Below are 13,662 nucleotides of genomic sequence, written 5' to 3'. Positions count from 1 at the left end.
GCCATGTCCAATCCACCTTCTGGAACCGTTCTGCCTGGGCTGCGGTTCAAACAGCGTTTTCCGCTGCTGTCCCTGATTATCGAGCGCTGCCTGCTCAGCATTGTCTTGCTGTTTGCGGTCTCAATCCTCATTTTCGGCGGGCTGGAAGCCCTGCCGGGCGATTTTGCGACCACGTATCTCGGGCAGTCGGCGACGCCGCAGGCGGTCGCCAATATCCGAGAAGAGCTCGGCCTGAACCGGCCCATCGTCACCCGTTATGTGGAATGGCTCGGCCATGCCGTGCAGGGCGACTTCGGCACCTCCTGGGCCAGCAAGAACTCCGTCAGCGAGCAGATCGGCAAGCGGCTCGGCAATTCGCTGTTTCTGGCCGGTTTCGCCGCGCTGATCTCGGTGCCCCTTGCGGTCTGCCTCGGCATGTTGGCCGTGCATTTCAGGAACCGGCTGCCGGACAAGATCATCAACGTCATTTCGCTGGCGGCGATCTCGCTGCCGGAATTCTTCATCGGCTACCTGCTGATCATGTTCTTCTCGGTCAAGTACGGCATCGCGACCTTTCCGGCGACAGTCTATGACGGCATGGGCTTCCTCGATCGGCTGCAGGCGATTGCCCTGCCGACGGCAACGCTGGTGCTGGTCGTGCTCGCCCACATGATGCGCATGACCCGCGCGGCCATCCTCTCGGTCATGTCCTCCGCCTATATGGAAACGGCCGAGCTCAAAGGGCTCTCCACCTTCCGCGCCATCGTCAAGCACGCCGCCCCCAACGCGCTGGCGCCGATCATCAACGTCATCGCGCTCAACCTTGCCTATCTCATCGTCGGGGTCGTCGTCGTCGAAGTCGTCTTCGTCTATCCCGGCATGGGCCAGTACATGGTCGATGCCGTTACCGTGCGCGACATGCCGGTCGTCCAGGCCTGCGGCCTGATCTTCGCCGCCGTCTACATCTTCCTCAACATGACGGCCGACATTCTGGCGATCGTCGCCAACCCGCGTCTGAGGCATCCGCGATGAGATTGAGAGATATCCCCATCACCGCCTGGATCGGCATCATCGGCATCCTGATCGCCTTGATCTGCGCGATCTTCGCCCCCTGGATCGCCCCTTACGGCGAGACGGAAGTCGTCGGCAACGTCTGGCAGCCTGCCGGTGCGCAATATTTCTTCGGCCTAGACAATCTCGGCCGCGATATCCTGTCGCGTCTCATCTACGGCGCCCGCACGACCCTGTTCGTCGCGCTGGCGGCGACGATCATCTCCTTCTCGCTCGGCATCATCCTGAGCTTTACCGCCGCCGTCTCGCGCGGATTGATCGATACGGTCTTTTCGCGCTTCAACGACCTGATGATGTCGATCCCGACGCTGATCTTCGCGCTCGTTGTGCTGGCGGTGCTGCCGCAGAACCTGATCGTGCTGATCCTCGTCATGGCCATTCTCGACTCCACCCGCGTCTATCGCCTCGGCCGCGCCGTGGCGCTCGACGTCGCCGTCATGGAATTCGTGGAGGCGGCCAAGCTTCGCGGCGAAGGCAAGATCTGGATCATCTTTCGCGAGATCCTGCCGAATACGCTTTCGCCGTTGCTGGCGGAATTCGGCCTGCGCTTTGCCTTCTCGATCCTGTTCCTGTCCACCCTCTCCTTCCTCGGCCTCGGCATCCAGCCGCCGTCGGCCGACTGGGGCGGCATGGTCAAGGACAACAAGGACGGCATCATCTTCGGCATTTCCGCCGCCCTCGTGCCGGGCTCCGCCATTGCGGCGCTCGCTATCTGTGTCAATCTGGTGGTCGACTGGCTCTTGAAGCGCACCTCCAGCCTCAAGGGAGGACGTGGCGATGCCTGAGCTTCTTTCCGTTCGCGATCTGAAGATCGAAGCCACCAGCTATCCGCCGGGGGAACCGCCGAAACGCGTCACCATCGTCGACGGCGTCTCCTTCGACCTCCAGAAGGGCAAGGTGCTCGGCTTGATCGGCGAATCCGGCGCCGGCAAGTCGACCATCGGCCTTTCCGCGCTCGCCTATGGCCGTGGCGGCGCCGAGATCACCGGCGGCCAGGTTCTGCTTGACGGTGCCGACATCCTGCCGCTCGGCAAGTCCGGCATCCGCAAGATCCGCGGCGCCCGCGTCTGCTATGTCGCGCAATCGGCAGCGGCCGCGTTCAATCCGGCGCACAGGCTCGGCGATCAGGTGATCGAAGCCACCGTCAAGCACCGCCTAATGACGAAAGAGGAGGCGAGGAAGCGAGCGCTCTATCTCTTCCGGGTACTCGGCCTGCCCAATCCGGAAACCTTCGGCGAACGCTATCCGCACCAGGTCTCCGGCGGCCAGCTCCAGCGTGCCATGACCGCCATGGCGCTCTGCTCCAACCCGGAGCTGATCGTCTTCGACGAGCCAACGACCGCGCTCGACGTGACGACGCAGATCGATGTGCTGGCGGCGATCAAGCATGCCATCGAGGAAACGCACACGGCAGCACTCTACATCACCCATGACCTTGCCGTCGTTGCCCAGATCTCCGACGACATCATGGTGCTCAGGCATGGCAAGACGGTGGAATATGGCAGCGTCCAGCAGATCATCGAGGAGCCGAGGCAGGACTATACCCGCGCCCTCGTCAACGTTCGCCAGGAGGTGAGAGCCGAAGCCGTCGACCAGTCGAGCGCACTTCTGAAAATCGAGAATATCAGTGCGCAATACTCAAATGGTTTCAAGGTATTGCACGATGTTTCTCTACATGTTCCCAAAGGGCAGACATTGGCAATCGTCGGTGAATCCGGCTCGGGGAAATCGACGCTCGCCCGCGTCATCACCGGCCTGCTGCCGCCAAGCGACGGACGGATCTCCTTCGACGGCAAACCACTGACCCCGGCCTTGAAAAATCGCTCGCGGGAGGAGCTGCGGCGCATCCAGCTGATCTACCAGATGGCGGACACCGCCATGAACCCGCGCCAGACCGTGCGGGATATCATCGGCCGGCCGCTGACCTTCTATGACGGCCTGCACGGCGCGGCAAAGACGGCGCGTGTCAAGGAGCTGCTGGACCAGATCGAAATGGGCAACGGCTTCATCGACCGCTATCCGGCGGAGCTATCCGGTGGACAGAAGCAGCGCGTCGCCATTGCCCGCGCGCTTGCCGCCAAGCCGGAGCTGATCCTCTGCGACGAACCGACATCGGCGCTCGATCCGCTGGTTGCGGAGGGCATTCTGAAATTGCTGATGAAGCTGCAGGAAGAGGCGCGTCTCTCCTATGTCTTCATCACCCACGACATCGCCATCGTGCGCGCCATCGCCGATAGCGTTGCCGTCATGCATCGCGGCAAGCTCGTTCGCTTCGGTCCGAAATCGCAGGCGCTGTCGCCACCGTTCGACGACTACACCGACCTGCTGCTGAAATCCGTGCCCGAAATGGAAATCGGCTGGTTGGAGCGTGTCCTGACGACGCGAAAAATGGAGAGCGCAGGAAATTAGAAGCTGGGCACCCAATGCGTAGCGGCTCAGTCTGTACTCGCTTTCGTGCCGCCGGAGAGTTCAGCGCATAAGGTGTTTTCCGAGTTCGCGAGCGAGCGTGCCGGCATTGCGTCCGACGATCATGCTCTGGTGATTGCCTGGCACGTCGACCCAATCCGCATGCACAAGAAAGCGCGCCCATATGGACTTTGGATCGCAATCGACGGGAGAGCCTTGAAGACTGCGATAGAAAGTCAGTGGCCCGTCATAACGATCCGGCTTGTAAAGGCCTTTCATGCGCAGGAGTTGCCTGGCAGCTGCATCATAAAGCGGGGGATAATCCCCTACCCATTGCGGCGCCAGCTCCGGATAATAGCCTATCCGTGGGTCCGCGTAGCGGAACGAGAGGGGCTTCAACCTTCTTGCGAGATGTTCCCGTCGCTCGATAGCCGGCAGGCTCAGCTTTACCGGTGCCTGGCCGCGTGCCTGAGGGGCCGTTCCTGTTCGGTTTCTCTTTCTGCTTCGAGCTCTCCGCCAGCGCTGCCACATGAAGCCGCCCCAGGTCATCAGCGGCCACTCCTGTTCGCCCAGAGGGGTATCGAGCATCCCGAGGAACGCAATCTCTTGGCCCTGCGCCCTCAAGGCACGAGCCAACTCCAGAGCAAAAACACCGCCAAACGAATAGCCGAGCAATCGATAAGGCGCCCCTATCCCCGCCGCTCGCAGCGCTCTCAGCGTGCTTTCAACCTCGTCCTGTACTGTTGCCGGATATTGAGGATCGCGATTGAAGGCCGTCAATGCGACGCCGAGGATCGGTCCCGGAAAGCTGATTTCCTTGATGAGTTGCTGCATTTCCAGAAAGCAGCTTGCTCCCCCGGCGAATAGCAGCAGCGGCGCCCCATCATCGCCGCCTCGGAGTTCTATGATTTTCGGTGAGGCCGAGAGGTCCTCGTGATTGGAAATTGCAAAGCCGAAGGCTTCAAGGGTGCGATGACGATAGAATATATTGACATCCATCTCCTCGCCGGTTTCGCTCCACAGACGTTTTATGAAATTCAACGCCCGGTTGACGGAAACCACATCGGGAATGTCCGCTTCGCGATCCAAACTGATCTTCGCTTCCTGGCGAAACAGATCGTCAAAGTAAGTATGCGAACTGGAATCTACATCCGGTCTCGTAAAGAGAAGCATCCAGGCACCCCCAAATGTGAAAGCATGCGTCACTAAACGATATAATGAAAAGTATTCTTATAAAGTGATCCTTAATATATTCTGTAAAAGCACAACTTCCGCATCGGTTTTCGAGAGTTTCAACCTTATGCTAACCGAGGGGCACGGACCGACCACCGCCAGGCACTGCGATGGCGAGCGCGCTATCAGGCTATCCGCTATGCCCGGTCCGGATGCAGGCCCGTTCGAACATTGGCATCATCAATACTCTGCCGGCACTGCATAGACTTCGGCGGAGGGATCCGCGAGGAAGGAGCGCACCGTCGGCGGCAGCTGGCGCGACGACAGTGGCAGCGGCCCGCAGCGTGACAGAAGTTCGCGCAGGTCGGGCTCGGCGCCAACGTGTCTCCAGATCATCCGCGAGGCGTAGGGAAGGTTTTCCCTCCGCCAGGAGACCCCCATGGTTGTTCCGCGCAAATAGACGCGCTGATGCTCGTCGAAGGGCAGGAGAATCGTCTGCGACAGCATGGAGTTCGGGCCGATGACACGCTCCGTTATGAAGAGCCGGTTTCTATGAAACGCCGCCAGGCCCACATATTTTGAAAACTGCTGGATACCGTTTCCGGGGTCCCTGAGACGCTCCATGGACTTGACGCGCACCAGGCCGCCCTGCTCGCTAAGGCGACTGCACGAGCAGACAACCATCCCCGGCCAGGACGGTGAGCGGTGATAGGTCTGGAAATAGCCGATATGACGTCTCAGGGCCGTAAGATTTCCCGGAAAGGCCTTCAAGAGCTCGGAGCTTTCATTGAGGCTGAGAGCCGGTCCGCGAAGCCGTTCGCGAAAGAGCTTGGGGGCGAGAAGAAAGTCGGCGGCATCAAGATCAAAATATCTGGCTATGCGGGCCAGGTTGTGGGCGGACGGTGTCGTTTCGCCGTTGATGTAGCGATTGAACTGCTGCCGATTGATATCGATTGCACGACATACATGCGAAATGGAACGCTGTGTGGCACAGGCAATCTTGAGATTTTCGGCCAGGTGCGGCATCGATGGCTCCGTCTTGATGATACCAGCGTAAACTCGCTTAAACATGCGTCAAGTCGCGAAATTGCGTGAGCCGGCCCGACCTCTAGGTTTCCTCTTACAAAACCGAAAAAGAGGGAACTGCAATGACGAGTGAAAAGGATCAATCTTCGCATCTGAAAATCGGCCGCCGCCGTTTCCTCGGCGGTGCGGTCGCCCTCGGCGCTATGCCGAGCCTTGCCTCAGGCCTGTTGATGCCGCGTGACGCGCGCGCCCAGCAAGCCAAACATGGCGGCCATCTGAAGCTCGGTCTCAAGGGCGGCGCCACCAGCGATGAGCTCGACCCGGCAACATACAGCGCATCCGTTTTGTTCGTCATTGGCCGCCTGTGGGGAGATGCGCTGGTCGAATCCGATCCCAAGACCGGTGCGCCCTTGCCGTCGCTGGCAACTTCCTGGACGCCATCGGCGGACGCTTCCGTCTGGACGTTCAAGATCAGGGACGACGTGCAGTTTCACGACGGCAGCAAGATGACCGTCGCCGACATCGTCGCCACGCTCAAGCGCCACGCGGACAAGAATTCGCAGTCGGGTGCGCTCGGCCTGCTGGCCTCGATCACCGGCATCGAGGAAAAAGCGGGGGACCTTGTCCTGTCGCTTTCGGAAGGCAATGCGGACCTGCCTCTCCTTCTCACCGACTACCATCTGATCATTCAGCCGAAAGGTGGCGTGGAAAAGCCTGCCGCCGCTATCGGCACCGGGCCGTACATTCTGAAAAACTTTGAACCCGGCGTCCGCGCGCTCTTTGAGAAGAACCCGAAGGATTGGCGCTCGGACCGAGGCTATGTCGACAGCGTCGAAATACTCGTCATCAACGACAACACAGCCCGCATCGCCGCCTTGGCGTCCGGTCAGGTCCATTTCGTCAACAGCGTCGACCCGAAGACCGTGCCCATGCTGAAACGCGCGCCGAATGTCGACATCGTCCGGAGTGCCGGCAAGGGCTTCTACTGCTTTCTGATGCATTGCGACACGGCGCCGTTCGACAATAACGACCTCCGGCTCGCGCTGAAATATGCGATCGACCGCCAGTCGATCCTGGACAAGGTTCTGGGCGGCTACGGCACGATCGGCAACGACTATCCGGTCAATTCCAACTATGCGCTGGCACCGACCGATATCGAGCAGCGCCCCTACGATCCAGACAAGGCCGCCTTCCACTTCAAGAAATCGGGTCTCGACCGTCCGGTCCTGTTGCGCACATCCGACGCAGCTTTCGCAGGTGCCGTGGATGCCGCGACCCTGTTCCAGGAAAGCGCGCGCAAGGCCGGGATCACCATCGACGTGCAGCGTGAGCCGGAAGACGGCTACTGGACCAATGTCTGGAACAAGCAGCCTTTCTGCGCCTCTTTCTGGGGTGGCCGTCCGACACAGGATTCGCGCTATTCCACCTCCTATCTTTCGACCGCCGAATGGAACGACACGCGTTTCAAGCGCCCCGAGTTCGACAAGATGGTGCTGCAGGCAAGATCCGAGCTCGATGAAACCAAGCGCAAGGCTCTCTATCGCCAGCTGGCGCTGACGGTGCGGGACGATGGCGGTCTGATCCTGCCCGTCTTCAACGACTATCTGATGGCCGCCTCGAAAACGCTGAAGGGATATGTCGACGACATCGGCAACGACACGTCCAACGGCTATATCGGCAGCCGTGTGTGGTTTGATGCTTAATCATCTTCGGGATATATGACCATGGCAGAGCGCAGCTTCACCACCATCGAAAATCACTGGATCACTCTCAAGGACGGCACGCGGCTCGCCGCGCGCATCTGGATGCCCGACGGCGCGGACAGCGATCCCGTGCCGGCGGTCTTCGAATTCCTTCCCTACCGCAAGCGCGATGGAACGAGCCCACGCGATGAATCCACCTATCCGGTCTTTGCCGCAGCCGGCATTGCCGGGGTGCGCGTCGATATAAGAGGTTCCGGCGAATCCAGCGGCATCATCGACGGCGAATATACCGAGCTCGAGCTTGCCAATGCCTGCGAGCTGATCGCCTGGATCGCGGCGCAGCCGTGGTCGAACGGCTCGGTCGGCATGATGGGCATTTCCTGGGGCGGCTTCAACTGCCTGCAGGTCGCGGCCCTGAAGCCGCCGGCGCTCAAGGCAGTGATATCGATCGCCTCCACGGTCGACCGCTATAATGACGATATCCACTACAAGAACGGCTGCCACCTCTCGGCCCAGCTGTCCTGGGCGGCGACGATGCTCGCCTACCAGTCGCGCTCGCCCGATCCGGCCATCGTCGGCGACGACTGGCGGGACATGTGGCTGCAGCGCCTCAAGCAGGAGCCCTTCTTCATGGAGGAATGGCTCCGGCATCAGCGCCGCGACGACTTCTGGCGGCACGGGTCGATCTGCGAGGATTTCGCAGGCTTCGATATTCCCGCCATCGTCATCGCCGGCTGGGCGGACGGCTACCGCAACACGCCGCTGCTGGCCGTCGAGGGTCTCGGAGACACGGCAAAGGCGCTTATCGGCCCCTGGGTTCACAAATATCCGCATTTCGCCTGGCCGAAGCCGCGCGCCGACTTCCACGGCGAGGCCATCAACTGGTGGAACCGCTGGCTGCGCGGCGAGCGCAACGGTGCCGAGAACACGCCCTCCGTGCGCGCCTATATTCTCGATTCGATAAAGCCCGCCACGCGTCGCGATTTCGATCCGGGCTTCTGGATCGCCAAACGGGAATGGCAGCCACCGGAAATGCAATCCTTCTACGTCGAGCAGTTCGGCACATTGATGGAGGGTATGCCGATCCCGCATGCGCCGGAGCATCCGGTCTATCTGCGCTCACCGCTCGACACCGGCACGGCCTCCGGTGAGTGGTTCACCCTGAAGCCCGATGCCGAAATGGCGATCGACCAGCGCATCGACGATGCCGGGTCGCTGACCTTCCAGACCGCACCGCTGACGGAGGACCACGATTATCTCGGACGCCCAGTTGTGACCTTGACGCTGCGATGCGACGCGGAGACCGCCAATCTCTGCGCAAGGCTCGTCGATATCCATCCGGACGGCACGGCAACGCGCGTCTCCTTCGGCGTTCTCAATCTTGCTCATCGCAACGGCAATGCCGAGCCGGAGCAACTGATTAAAAGTCAGCGAGTCACCGTGACCGTGACGCTCGATGCCTGCGGCTATCGCTTCCGCAAGGGGCATCGCATCCGCCTGTCGCTCTCTTCCGCCTATTGGCCGATGGTCCTGCCGCCCCCGGAAGATCCAGGGCTGACGATCGACATCGCTTCTCTCGGCCTCGCCCTGCCCAAGCTCGGCGCGCATGAGATCATCGACGTGAAGCAGCCCGACAATCCCGATCCCCTGCCGAAATATATCGAACATGCGCCGGGCTCGACGAAGCGGCAGGTGGTGCGCGATCTCTCGGCAGGTCGAACCCGCTATGAAATTCAGGAGGATACAGGTCTTTCCGAACATCCTGGCACAGGTCTTTCCACGCGTCAGTTGCGCGAGGAAGTCTGGTCGATCGCACCAAACGACCCGCTATCGATGGCAGGCGTCTCGACATGGACCTGCGACATGCAGCGCCTCGGCTGGTTCGTCCGCACGGTTGCGACTTCCTCCATATCCTGCACGGCAAAGGACTGGATCATCAGCGCCTCGGTCATCGCCTATGAAGGCGAAACGCAGATTTTCGAGAAGATATTCGAAGAGACGCGTATCGCCCGCGACCTGATGTAGGTCAGCGCGAACCGGCAAACCGGCTTGCCGCCGCGCATATGGCGGCAAAGCCGGCCTGGGCGCCTTCGCTCATATGCCTTGCCCGCAGCCAGGCATGCACCATCTGCGGCTCTTCGCGGAACCAGACTTCGACACCCGCCTGCGCAAGACGCGCCGCATAGTTGCGGCCGTCGTCACGCAGCGGGTCGTAATGCGCCACCGTAATGAAGGCCGGCGGAAGACCGGCCACGGAAGATTGAGCAAGCGGTTCCGAGACCGGATCGCCCGATGGAGCCTGCAGGATGGTGCGATAGTAGCTGACATCCGCCGTCGTCAGACCCGGCGCCTCGGCCATTTCCTCGTAGGAACCGGAAACGAGATCGCCGCCCAGCGCGGGATAGATCAAAATCTGGCCGACGACGCCGGACAGCCCCTCGGCTTTCGCCCGCACCGCCAGCCCAGCCGCCAGATTGCCGCCGGCGCTGTCGCCGATCAGCACGACCGACTTTTTTTCGGCAAGCAGCTGTTTGAGGACGATGAAGCAGTCGTCCGTCTGCGCCGGCCAGCGATATTCCGGCGCCAGCCGATAGTCGACCGAGATCAGTTCCGCACCGGCATGATCGGCAATCTCGGCGCAGATGGCATGATGGCTATCGAGCGAGCCGACGACGAAACCGCCGCCGTGGAGATAGAGGAGGTTCGTTGCCGTGCGGAGATTGGCGGGCTTGTAGCGTCGGACCGGAATCGTTCCAGCCGCGAACTCGTCCCTGGTCTGCAGGCCCTCCGGCAAGAGGCGGTCGAACCGGGCGCACAATGCGTCGTACCATGCGCGCTGCTGGGTGATCGAGGCCGTTACCGCATCCGGCGGATAGAAGGAATCGCAGATCTCCATGAACTGCAGGATGCCTGCCTCGCTCGGCATGGGACGCTCAGCAGACGCCATCGGATATCCTCGAATCGTGGATGCTGGCCGAAGATAGCGCGGCGCGCTCAGCGAGTCTTCTCTGCCTACGGCCAATTGCGCCGCGATGGCGACATGGAGATGCCGCGGAAAACGAAGGGCTTAGTCGGCGGCAAACACGCTTTTCGACGGCAGAGAAAAGCCAGTCGGCATCTGCATGCATTGCGCATTGGACCAGGTAAGCGCTGCAAGCGCGAGTGCCGCGCCGATCACGAGCCGGATCATGATATGTCCCCCAATTCAAGTCGGTGCCGATACAAGGTCCGTCACCCCGCCGGCGCAATTCACTCTCTGGTCCTGCGCCGTAAAACGACAGGAGAGTTTCGCTGATACCAGCGTCTTGCGGCCGACTTGTGGCGAAGCCGCGGCAATAGGCCGGTCCCTCCTGATAGAACGACCGGTTCAGCGGAAACGGGGTCGAAGGCTCCGGCGTTCATCTCGCCAGATATTGCTCGTCGGTGACATGTTCCATCCAGTCCACCACCTTGCCGTCGACATGTTCATGGATGGCGATATGGGTCATGGCAGTCGTTGGGGACGCGCCATGCCAGTGCTTCTCTCCCGGCTCGAACCAGACGACATCCCCTGGGCGAATCTCCTCGACCCGACCACCCTCGCGCTGAACCAGGCCCAGGCCGGCAGTGACGATCAGGGTCTGGCCGCGCGGATGGGTATGCCATGCAGTCCTTGCGCCCGGCTCGAAGGTGACGCTAGCGGCGGCGGCTCGACGCGCCTCGTTAGCAGCAAACACCGGATCTATCCGCACAGCGCCGATGAACCAATCGGAGGGCCCTTTGCCGGAGGGTTGTGTCCCGTTTCTGATGACATCCATTATGCTCTCCTCTCAATGGCCCCGGCTTGCGGGCATGCCGGCAACTTAGCTCCAAAACAGGGCAAGAGTAGAGGCCGATAGCTCGTTTTACAAACAAACCGCAAAAGAGTGCCGCTAACGGGTTCCTTCGCTGACGGCGGCTAAGACGCCATCAACGCGCGAATGCTGCGGTCGGCCGCTTGCAGCAATTCGAAGGCTTCATAGCGCCTTTCGTGCAGCGCCATCGTGGTGCTGCCCGCCGGCTCGAACCTTTTGGCCAGCCGCGACATGGCTGCCATGGCCTCGACCAGAGAGCCGCAATGTCCGGCGGCCGTGGCCCCAAGCATGGCTGCACCGAGAAGCACAGGCTCTTCGGTATCGGAAACGGCGACCGGCCTGCCGGTCGTATCCGCCAGGAGTTGGCGCACCAGTCCGCTCTGGGCAGCACCGCCGCTGGCAATGATGAGATCGCAGGCGATGCCATCCTGTGCCAGTTTTTCAAGCAACTGTCGGAGGCCGTAGCCGATGCCGCAAAGGCCGGCGACGTAAAGAGCGACCAGATCGTCGATACCGGTTTCAAGGCCAAGACCGGAAATGACGGCACGAGCGTCGGGATCGGCGTAAGGAGATCGGTTGCCGAGGAATTCGGGAACGACCTGGATGGAGTTCACGAGTTTCACGACGTCGGAAGCACTCCTGCATGCCTTCATGGCCTGGCGATCGAGCCAGGCGACCAGCGAAAGGCCGTCGCCTTCGGCCTTGGCGCGCGCCTCCTCCGTGGCCGGATGCATGGTGACGAGATGATCGATCGCCGCACCGGCCGCGGACTGCCCACCCTCCGTCAGCCAGAGGCCGGGCACCATGGCCGAATAGTATGGCCCCCAGACCCCGTCGATGAACACGGCCTCGCCGCTCGACGCCATCGAGCACGCCGATGTGCCGAAGATATAGGCGAGCCTGTTGCTGACATCCGCCTTACCATCCGGCCCCTGCCCGCCCAGCGTGCCGACGCCGCCGGCATGGGCATCGATCAGCGAAGCACCGACCGGCGTACCGGCCGCAAGGCCGAAATCGCGGGCGGCGGCTTCGTTCAGGCCTTCGCCGAGCGCCGTGCCCGGCTCGACGATCTCGGTGCCGATCCGCGCGAAGCCCTCGTCCGCCAGTTCACCGAGGCCGATATCCTTGAAATATTGCGCGTCCCACCGCTTCTCATGGGCGAGATAGGTCCATTTGCACGTCACCGTGCATACCGATCTCTGCAACGAGCCCGTCGCGCGCCAGGTGAGATAATCGGCAAGATCGAAGAAATGATCCGTTGCGGCGAAAGACTGCGGCAGGTTCCGCTTCAGCCACAGAAGCTTCGGCGTCTCCATCTCGGGCGAAATGCGACCGCCGACATAGCGCAGCACGGCATGATGTCCCGCATTGATCTCCGCCGCCTCACCGGCGGCGCGATGATCCATCCAGACGATGATGTTGCGACCAGCGTCACCCGATGGTCCCACGGCGACGGGCGCGCCATCCGCCTTGACCGCGACCAGCGAGCATGTCGCATCGAAGCCGATGCCGGCGACACGATTAGCCGCTATCCCTGCCGTTTCGACAGCTTCCCTGACGCTGTCGCAAACCGCCTTCCATATCTGCTCGCTGGATTGCTCGACGATGCTGCCGGCCTCGTGCCAGATGGTGATCGGCCGCTTGGCCGCCGCAAGAAGATGGCCATGCGCATCGAAAACCCCGGCCCGGGCGCTGCCGGTGCCGACATCGATGCCGATGAAGTAAGGTGCCGTCATCAGAGATCCGTACTCAGAGGCAGGATCACCAGATCCCGAATGACAATGTTGCGTGGCCTCGATAGCATGAAGAGGATGGCCTCCGCCACTTCCGTCGGCTCCATGAGACCGCCTGCGGCGATCGCCTCATCGAGCTTTGCCTGCGGCCAGTCGCTGATCAACGCCGTCACCACCGGCCCCGGTGCCACGGCGCCGACCCGGATGCCGTGCTTGGCGACCTGACGCCGCACCGTATGCGTGAAGGCCTGAACGGCATGCTTGGAGGCCGTGTAGATCGGCTCCCAGACCACGGGCACAAGACCGGCGATCGAACTGGTCATGATGATGTCGCCGGTCTTGCGCTCAATCATGTGCGGCAGCACCATCCGGACCGAACGGAAAGCGGCGTTGATATTGAGATCCAGCATCCGGTCCCAGGCATCGGGATCGCCCTCCGCGACCTCGCCGCCGATATAGGCGCCGGCATTGGCATGGAAGATGTCGAGCTTGCCGAACCTGCCGAGGATCTGCGGCATCATGGTGGCGACGCTCTCGGGGTTCAGGAGATCGACGACGACCGGAAAGGCATTCGGACCCAACTCCGCGCAAAGGCTTTTCAGATTGTCTTCGGCCCTGTCGACGAGGGCGACGCTCGCGCCCTCGTTCAATAGCGATTTGGCGCATTCCAGGCCAATTCCGGAGGCAGCCCCGGTGATGGCGGCGACTTTACCGGTAAAATCCTGTCTCATATCAATC

Annotated in this window: 12 protein-coding genes; 5 read left to right on the top strand and 7 right to left on the bottom strand. The window is 61.6% G+C overall.

The genetic code is table 11. From position 1 onward, the window contains the following. Window positions 1-3 precede the first annotated feature (3 nt). The 3 genes from ACQZ6J_RS12830 to ACQZ6J_RS12820 are packed head-to-tail and all read left to right on the top strand — an operon-like array spanning window position 4 to window position 3,459. Complete coding sequence (locus ACQZ6J_RS12830; protein WP_449084322.1) at window positions 4-1,011, top strand: ABC transporter permease; 1,008 nt, start codon at window positions 4-6, stop codon at window positions 1,009-1,011. Then, the gene (locus tag ACQZ6J_RS12825; RefSeq protein ID WP_449084321.1) at window positions 1,008-1,835 is read left to right on the top strand and encodes an ABC transporter permease; all 828 of its coding nucleotides are present in this window, start codon (window positions 1,008-1,010) and stop codon (window positions 1,833-1,835) included. The genes ACQZ6J_RS12830 and ACQZ6J_RS12825 overlap by 4 nt, the downstream gene beginning before the upstream one ends. Then, window positions 1,828-3,459: an ABC transporter ATP-binding protein gene (locus ACQZ6J_RS12820; protein ID WP_449084320.1), complete on the top strand. Its 1,632-nt coding sequence runs from the start codon at window positions 1,828-1,830 to the stop codon at window positions 3,457-3,459. The genes ACQZ6J_RS12825 and ACQZ6J_RS12820 overlap by 8 nt, the downstream gene beginning before the upstream one ends. Before the next feature lie 60 nt (window positions 3,460-3,519). Here the strand turns inward: ACQZ6J_RS12820 and ACQZ6J_RS12815 are convergent, their stop codons facing one another. Together ACQZ6J_RS12815 and ACQZ6J_RS12810 are read right to left on the bottom strand one after the other, a co-directional pair. Then, window positions 3,520-4,629, bottom strand: a complete 1,110-nt coding sequence (locus tag ACQZ6J_RS12815) for a thioesterase domain-containing protein (protein WP_449084319.1) — start codon at window positions 4,627-4,629, stop codon at window positions 3,520-3,522. A gap of 240 nt (window positions 4,630-4,869) precedes the next feature. After that, window positions 4,870-5,655, bottom strand: coding sequence for a helix-turn-helix domain-containing protein (locus ACQZ6J_RS12810; RefSeq protein WP_449084318.1), 786 nt, complete (start codon window positions 5,653-5,655; stop codon window positions 4,870-4,872). A gap of 122 nt (window positions 5,656-5,777) precedes the next feature. Between ACQZ6J_RS12810 and ACQZ6J_RS12805 the strand changes: the two genes are divergently transcribed. Then, the gene (locus ACQZ6J_RS12805; protein WP_449084317.1) at window positions 5,778-7,358 is read left to right on the top strand and encodes an ABC transporter substrate-binding protein; all 1,581 of its coding nucleotides are present in this window, start codon (window positions 5,778-5,780) and stop codon (window positions 7,356-7,358) included. Window positions 7,359-7,379: 21 nt separating this feature from the next. After that, window positions 7,380-9,383, top strand: coding sequence for a CocE/NonD family hydrolase (locus tag ACQZ6J_RS12800; protein ID WP_449084316.1), 2,004 nt, complete (start codon window positions 7,380-7,382; stop codon window positions 9,381-9,383). Window position 9,384: 1 nt separating this feature from the next. On the opposite strand, the gene ACQZ6J_RS12795 is transcribed toward ACQZ6J_RS12800, so the two are convergent. The 5 genes from ACQZ6J_RS12795 to ACQZ6J_RS12775 all read right to left on the bottom strand — a co-directional run bounded on the left by ACQZ6J_RS12795 (window position 9,385) and on the right by ACQZ6J_RS12775 (window position 13,655). Continuing rightward, window positions 9,385-10,305, bottom strand: a complete 921-nt coding sequence (locus tag ACQZ6J_RS12795; protein ID WP_449084315.1) for an alpha/beta hydrolase — start codon at window positions 10,303-10,305, stop codon at window positions 9,385-9,387. A gap of 120 nt (window positions 10,306-10,425) precedes the next feature. Beyond that, on the bottom strand, window positions 10,426-10,548 hold the full coding sequence (locus ACQZ6J_RS12790; protein WP_281411018.1) for a hypothetical protein: 123 nt from the start codon (window positions 10,546-10,548) through the stop codon (window positions 10,426-10,428). A gap of 208 nt (window positions 10,549-10,756) precedes the next feature. Continuing rightward, on the bottom strand, window positions 10,757-11,155 hold the full coding sequence (locus tag ACQZ6J_RS12785) for a (R)-mandelonitrile lyase (RefSeq protein WP_449084314.1): 399 nt from the start codon (window positions 11,153-11,155) through the stop codon (window positions 10,757-10,759). A 140-nt stretch (window positions 11,156-11,295) separates the two neighbouring features. Further along, window positions 11,296-12,927: an FGGY-family carbohydrate kinase gene (locus ACQZ6J_RS12780; RefSeq protein ID WP_449084313.1), complete on the bottom strand. Its 1,632-nt coding sequence runs from the start codon at window positions 12,925-12,927 to the stop codon at window positions 11,296-11,298. Further along, window positions 12,927-13,655 carry an SDR family oxidoreductase gene (locus ACQZ6J_RS12775; protein ID WP_449084312.1) on the bottom strand — a complete coding sequence of 243 codons (729 nt, stop codon included), beginning with the start codon at window positions 13,653-13,655 and terminating at the stop codon, window positions 12,927-12,929. The genes ACQZ6J_RS12780 and ACQZ6J_RS12775 overlap by 1 nt, the downstream gene beginning before the upstream one ends. Window positions 13,656-13,662: the final 7 nt, after the last annotated feature.

The sequence above is a fragment of the Rhizobium sp. A37_96 genome, from assembly GCF_053521765.1.
Note: the sequence above shows the minus strand (reverse complement) of the source record. Positions and strands in the feature narration are given on the sequence as shown.

What these genes read in the sequence shown, in the direction of transcription:
- ACQZ6J_RS12830 (WP_449084322.1), top strand. Translation starts at nt 4, where the DNA reads ATGTCCAATCCACCTTCTGGAACCGTTCTGCCTGGGCTGCGGTTCAAA.
- ACQZ6J_RS12825 (WP_449084321.1), top strand. Translation starts at nt 1,008, where the DNA reads ATGAGATTGAGAGATATCCCCATCACCGCCTGGATCGGCATCATCGGC.
- ACQZ6J_RS12820 (WP_449084320.1), top strand. Translation starts at nt 1,828, where the DNA reads ATGCCTGAGCTTCTTTCCGTTCGCGATCTGAAGATCGAAGCCACCAGC.
- ACQZ6J_RS12815 (WP_449084319.1), bottom strand. Translation starts at nt 4,629, where the DNA reads ATGCTTCTCTTTACGAGACCGGATGTAGATTCCAGTTCGCATACTTAC.
- ACQZ6J_RS12810 (WP_449084318.1), bottom strand. Translation starts at nt 5,655, where the DNA reads ATGCCGCACCTGGCCGAAAATCTCAAGATTGCCTGTGCCACACAGCGT.
- ACQZ6J_RS12805 (WP_449084317.1), top strand. Translation starts at nt 5,778, where the DNA reads ATGACGAGTGAAAAGGATCAATCTTCGCATCTGAAAATCGGCCGCCGC.
- ACQZ6J_RS12800 (WP_449084316.1), top strand. Translation starts at nt 7,380, where the DNA reads ATGGCAGAGCGCAGCTTCACCACCATCGAAAATCACTGGATCACTCTC.
- ACQZ6J_RS12795 (WP_449084315.1), bottom strand. Translation starts at nt 10,305, where the DNA reads ATGGCGTCTGCTGAGCGTCCCATGCCGAGCGAGGCAGGCATCCTGCAG.
- ACQZ6J_RS12790 (WP_281411018.1), bottom strand. Translation starts at nt 10,548, where the DNA reads ATGATCCGGCTCGTGATCGGCGCGGCACTCGCGCTTGCAGCGCTTACC.
- ACQZ6J_RS12785 (WP_449084314.1), bottom strand. Translation starts at nt 11,155, where the DNA reads ATGGATGTCATCAGAAACGGGACACAACCCTCCGGCAAAGGGCCCTCC.
- ACQZ6J_RS12780 (WP_449084313.1), bottom strand. Translation starts at nt 12,927, where the DNA reads ATGACGGCACCTTACTTCATCGGCATCGATGTCGGCACCGGCAGCGCC.
- ACQZ6J_RS12775 (WP_449084312.1), bottom strand. Translation starts at nt 13,655, where the DNA reads ATGAGACAGGATTTTACCGGTAAAGTCGCCGCCATCACCGGGGCTGCC.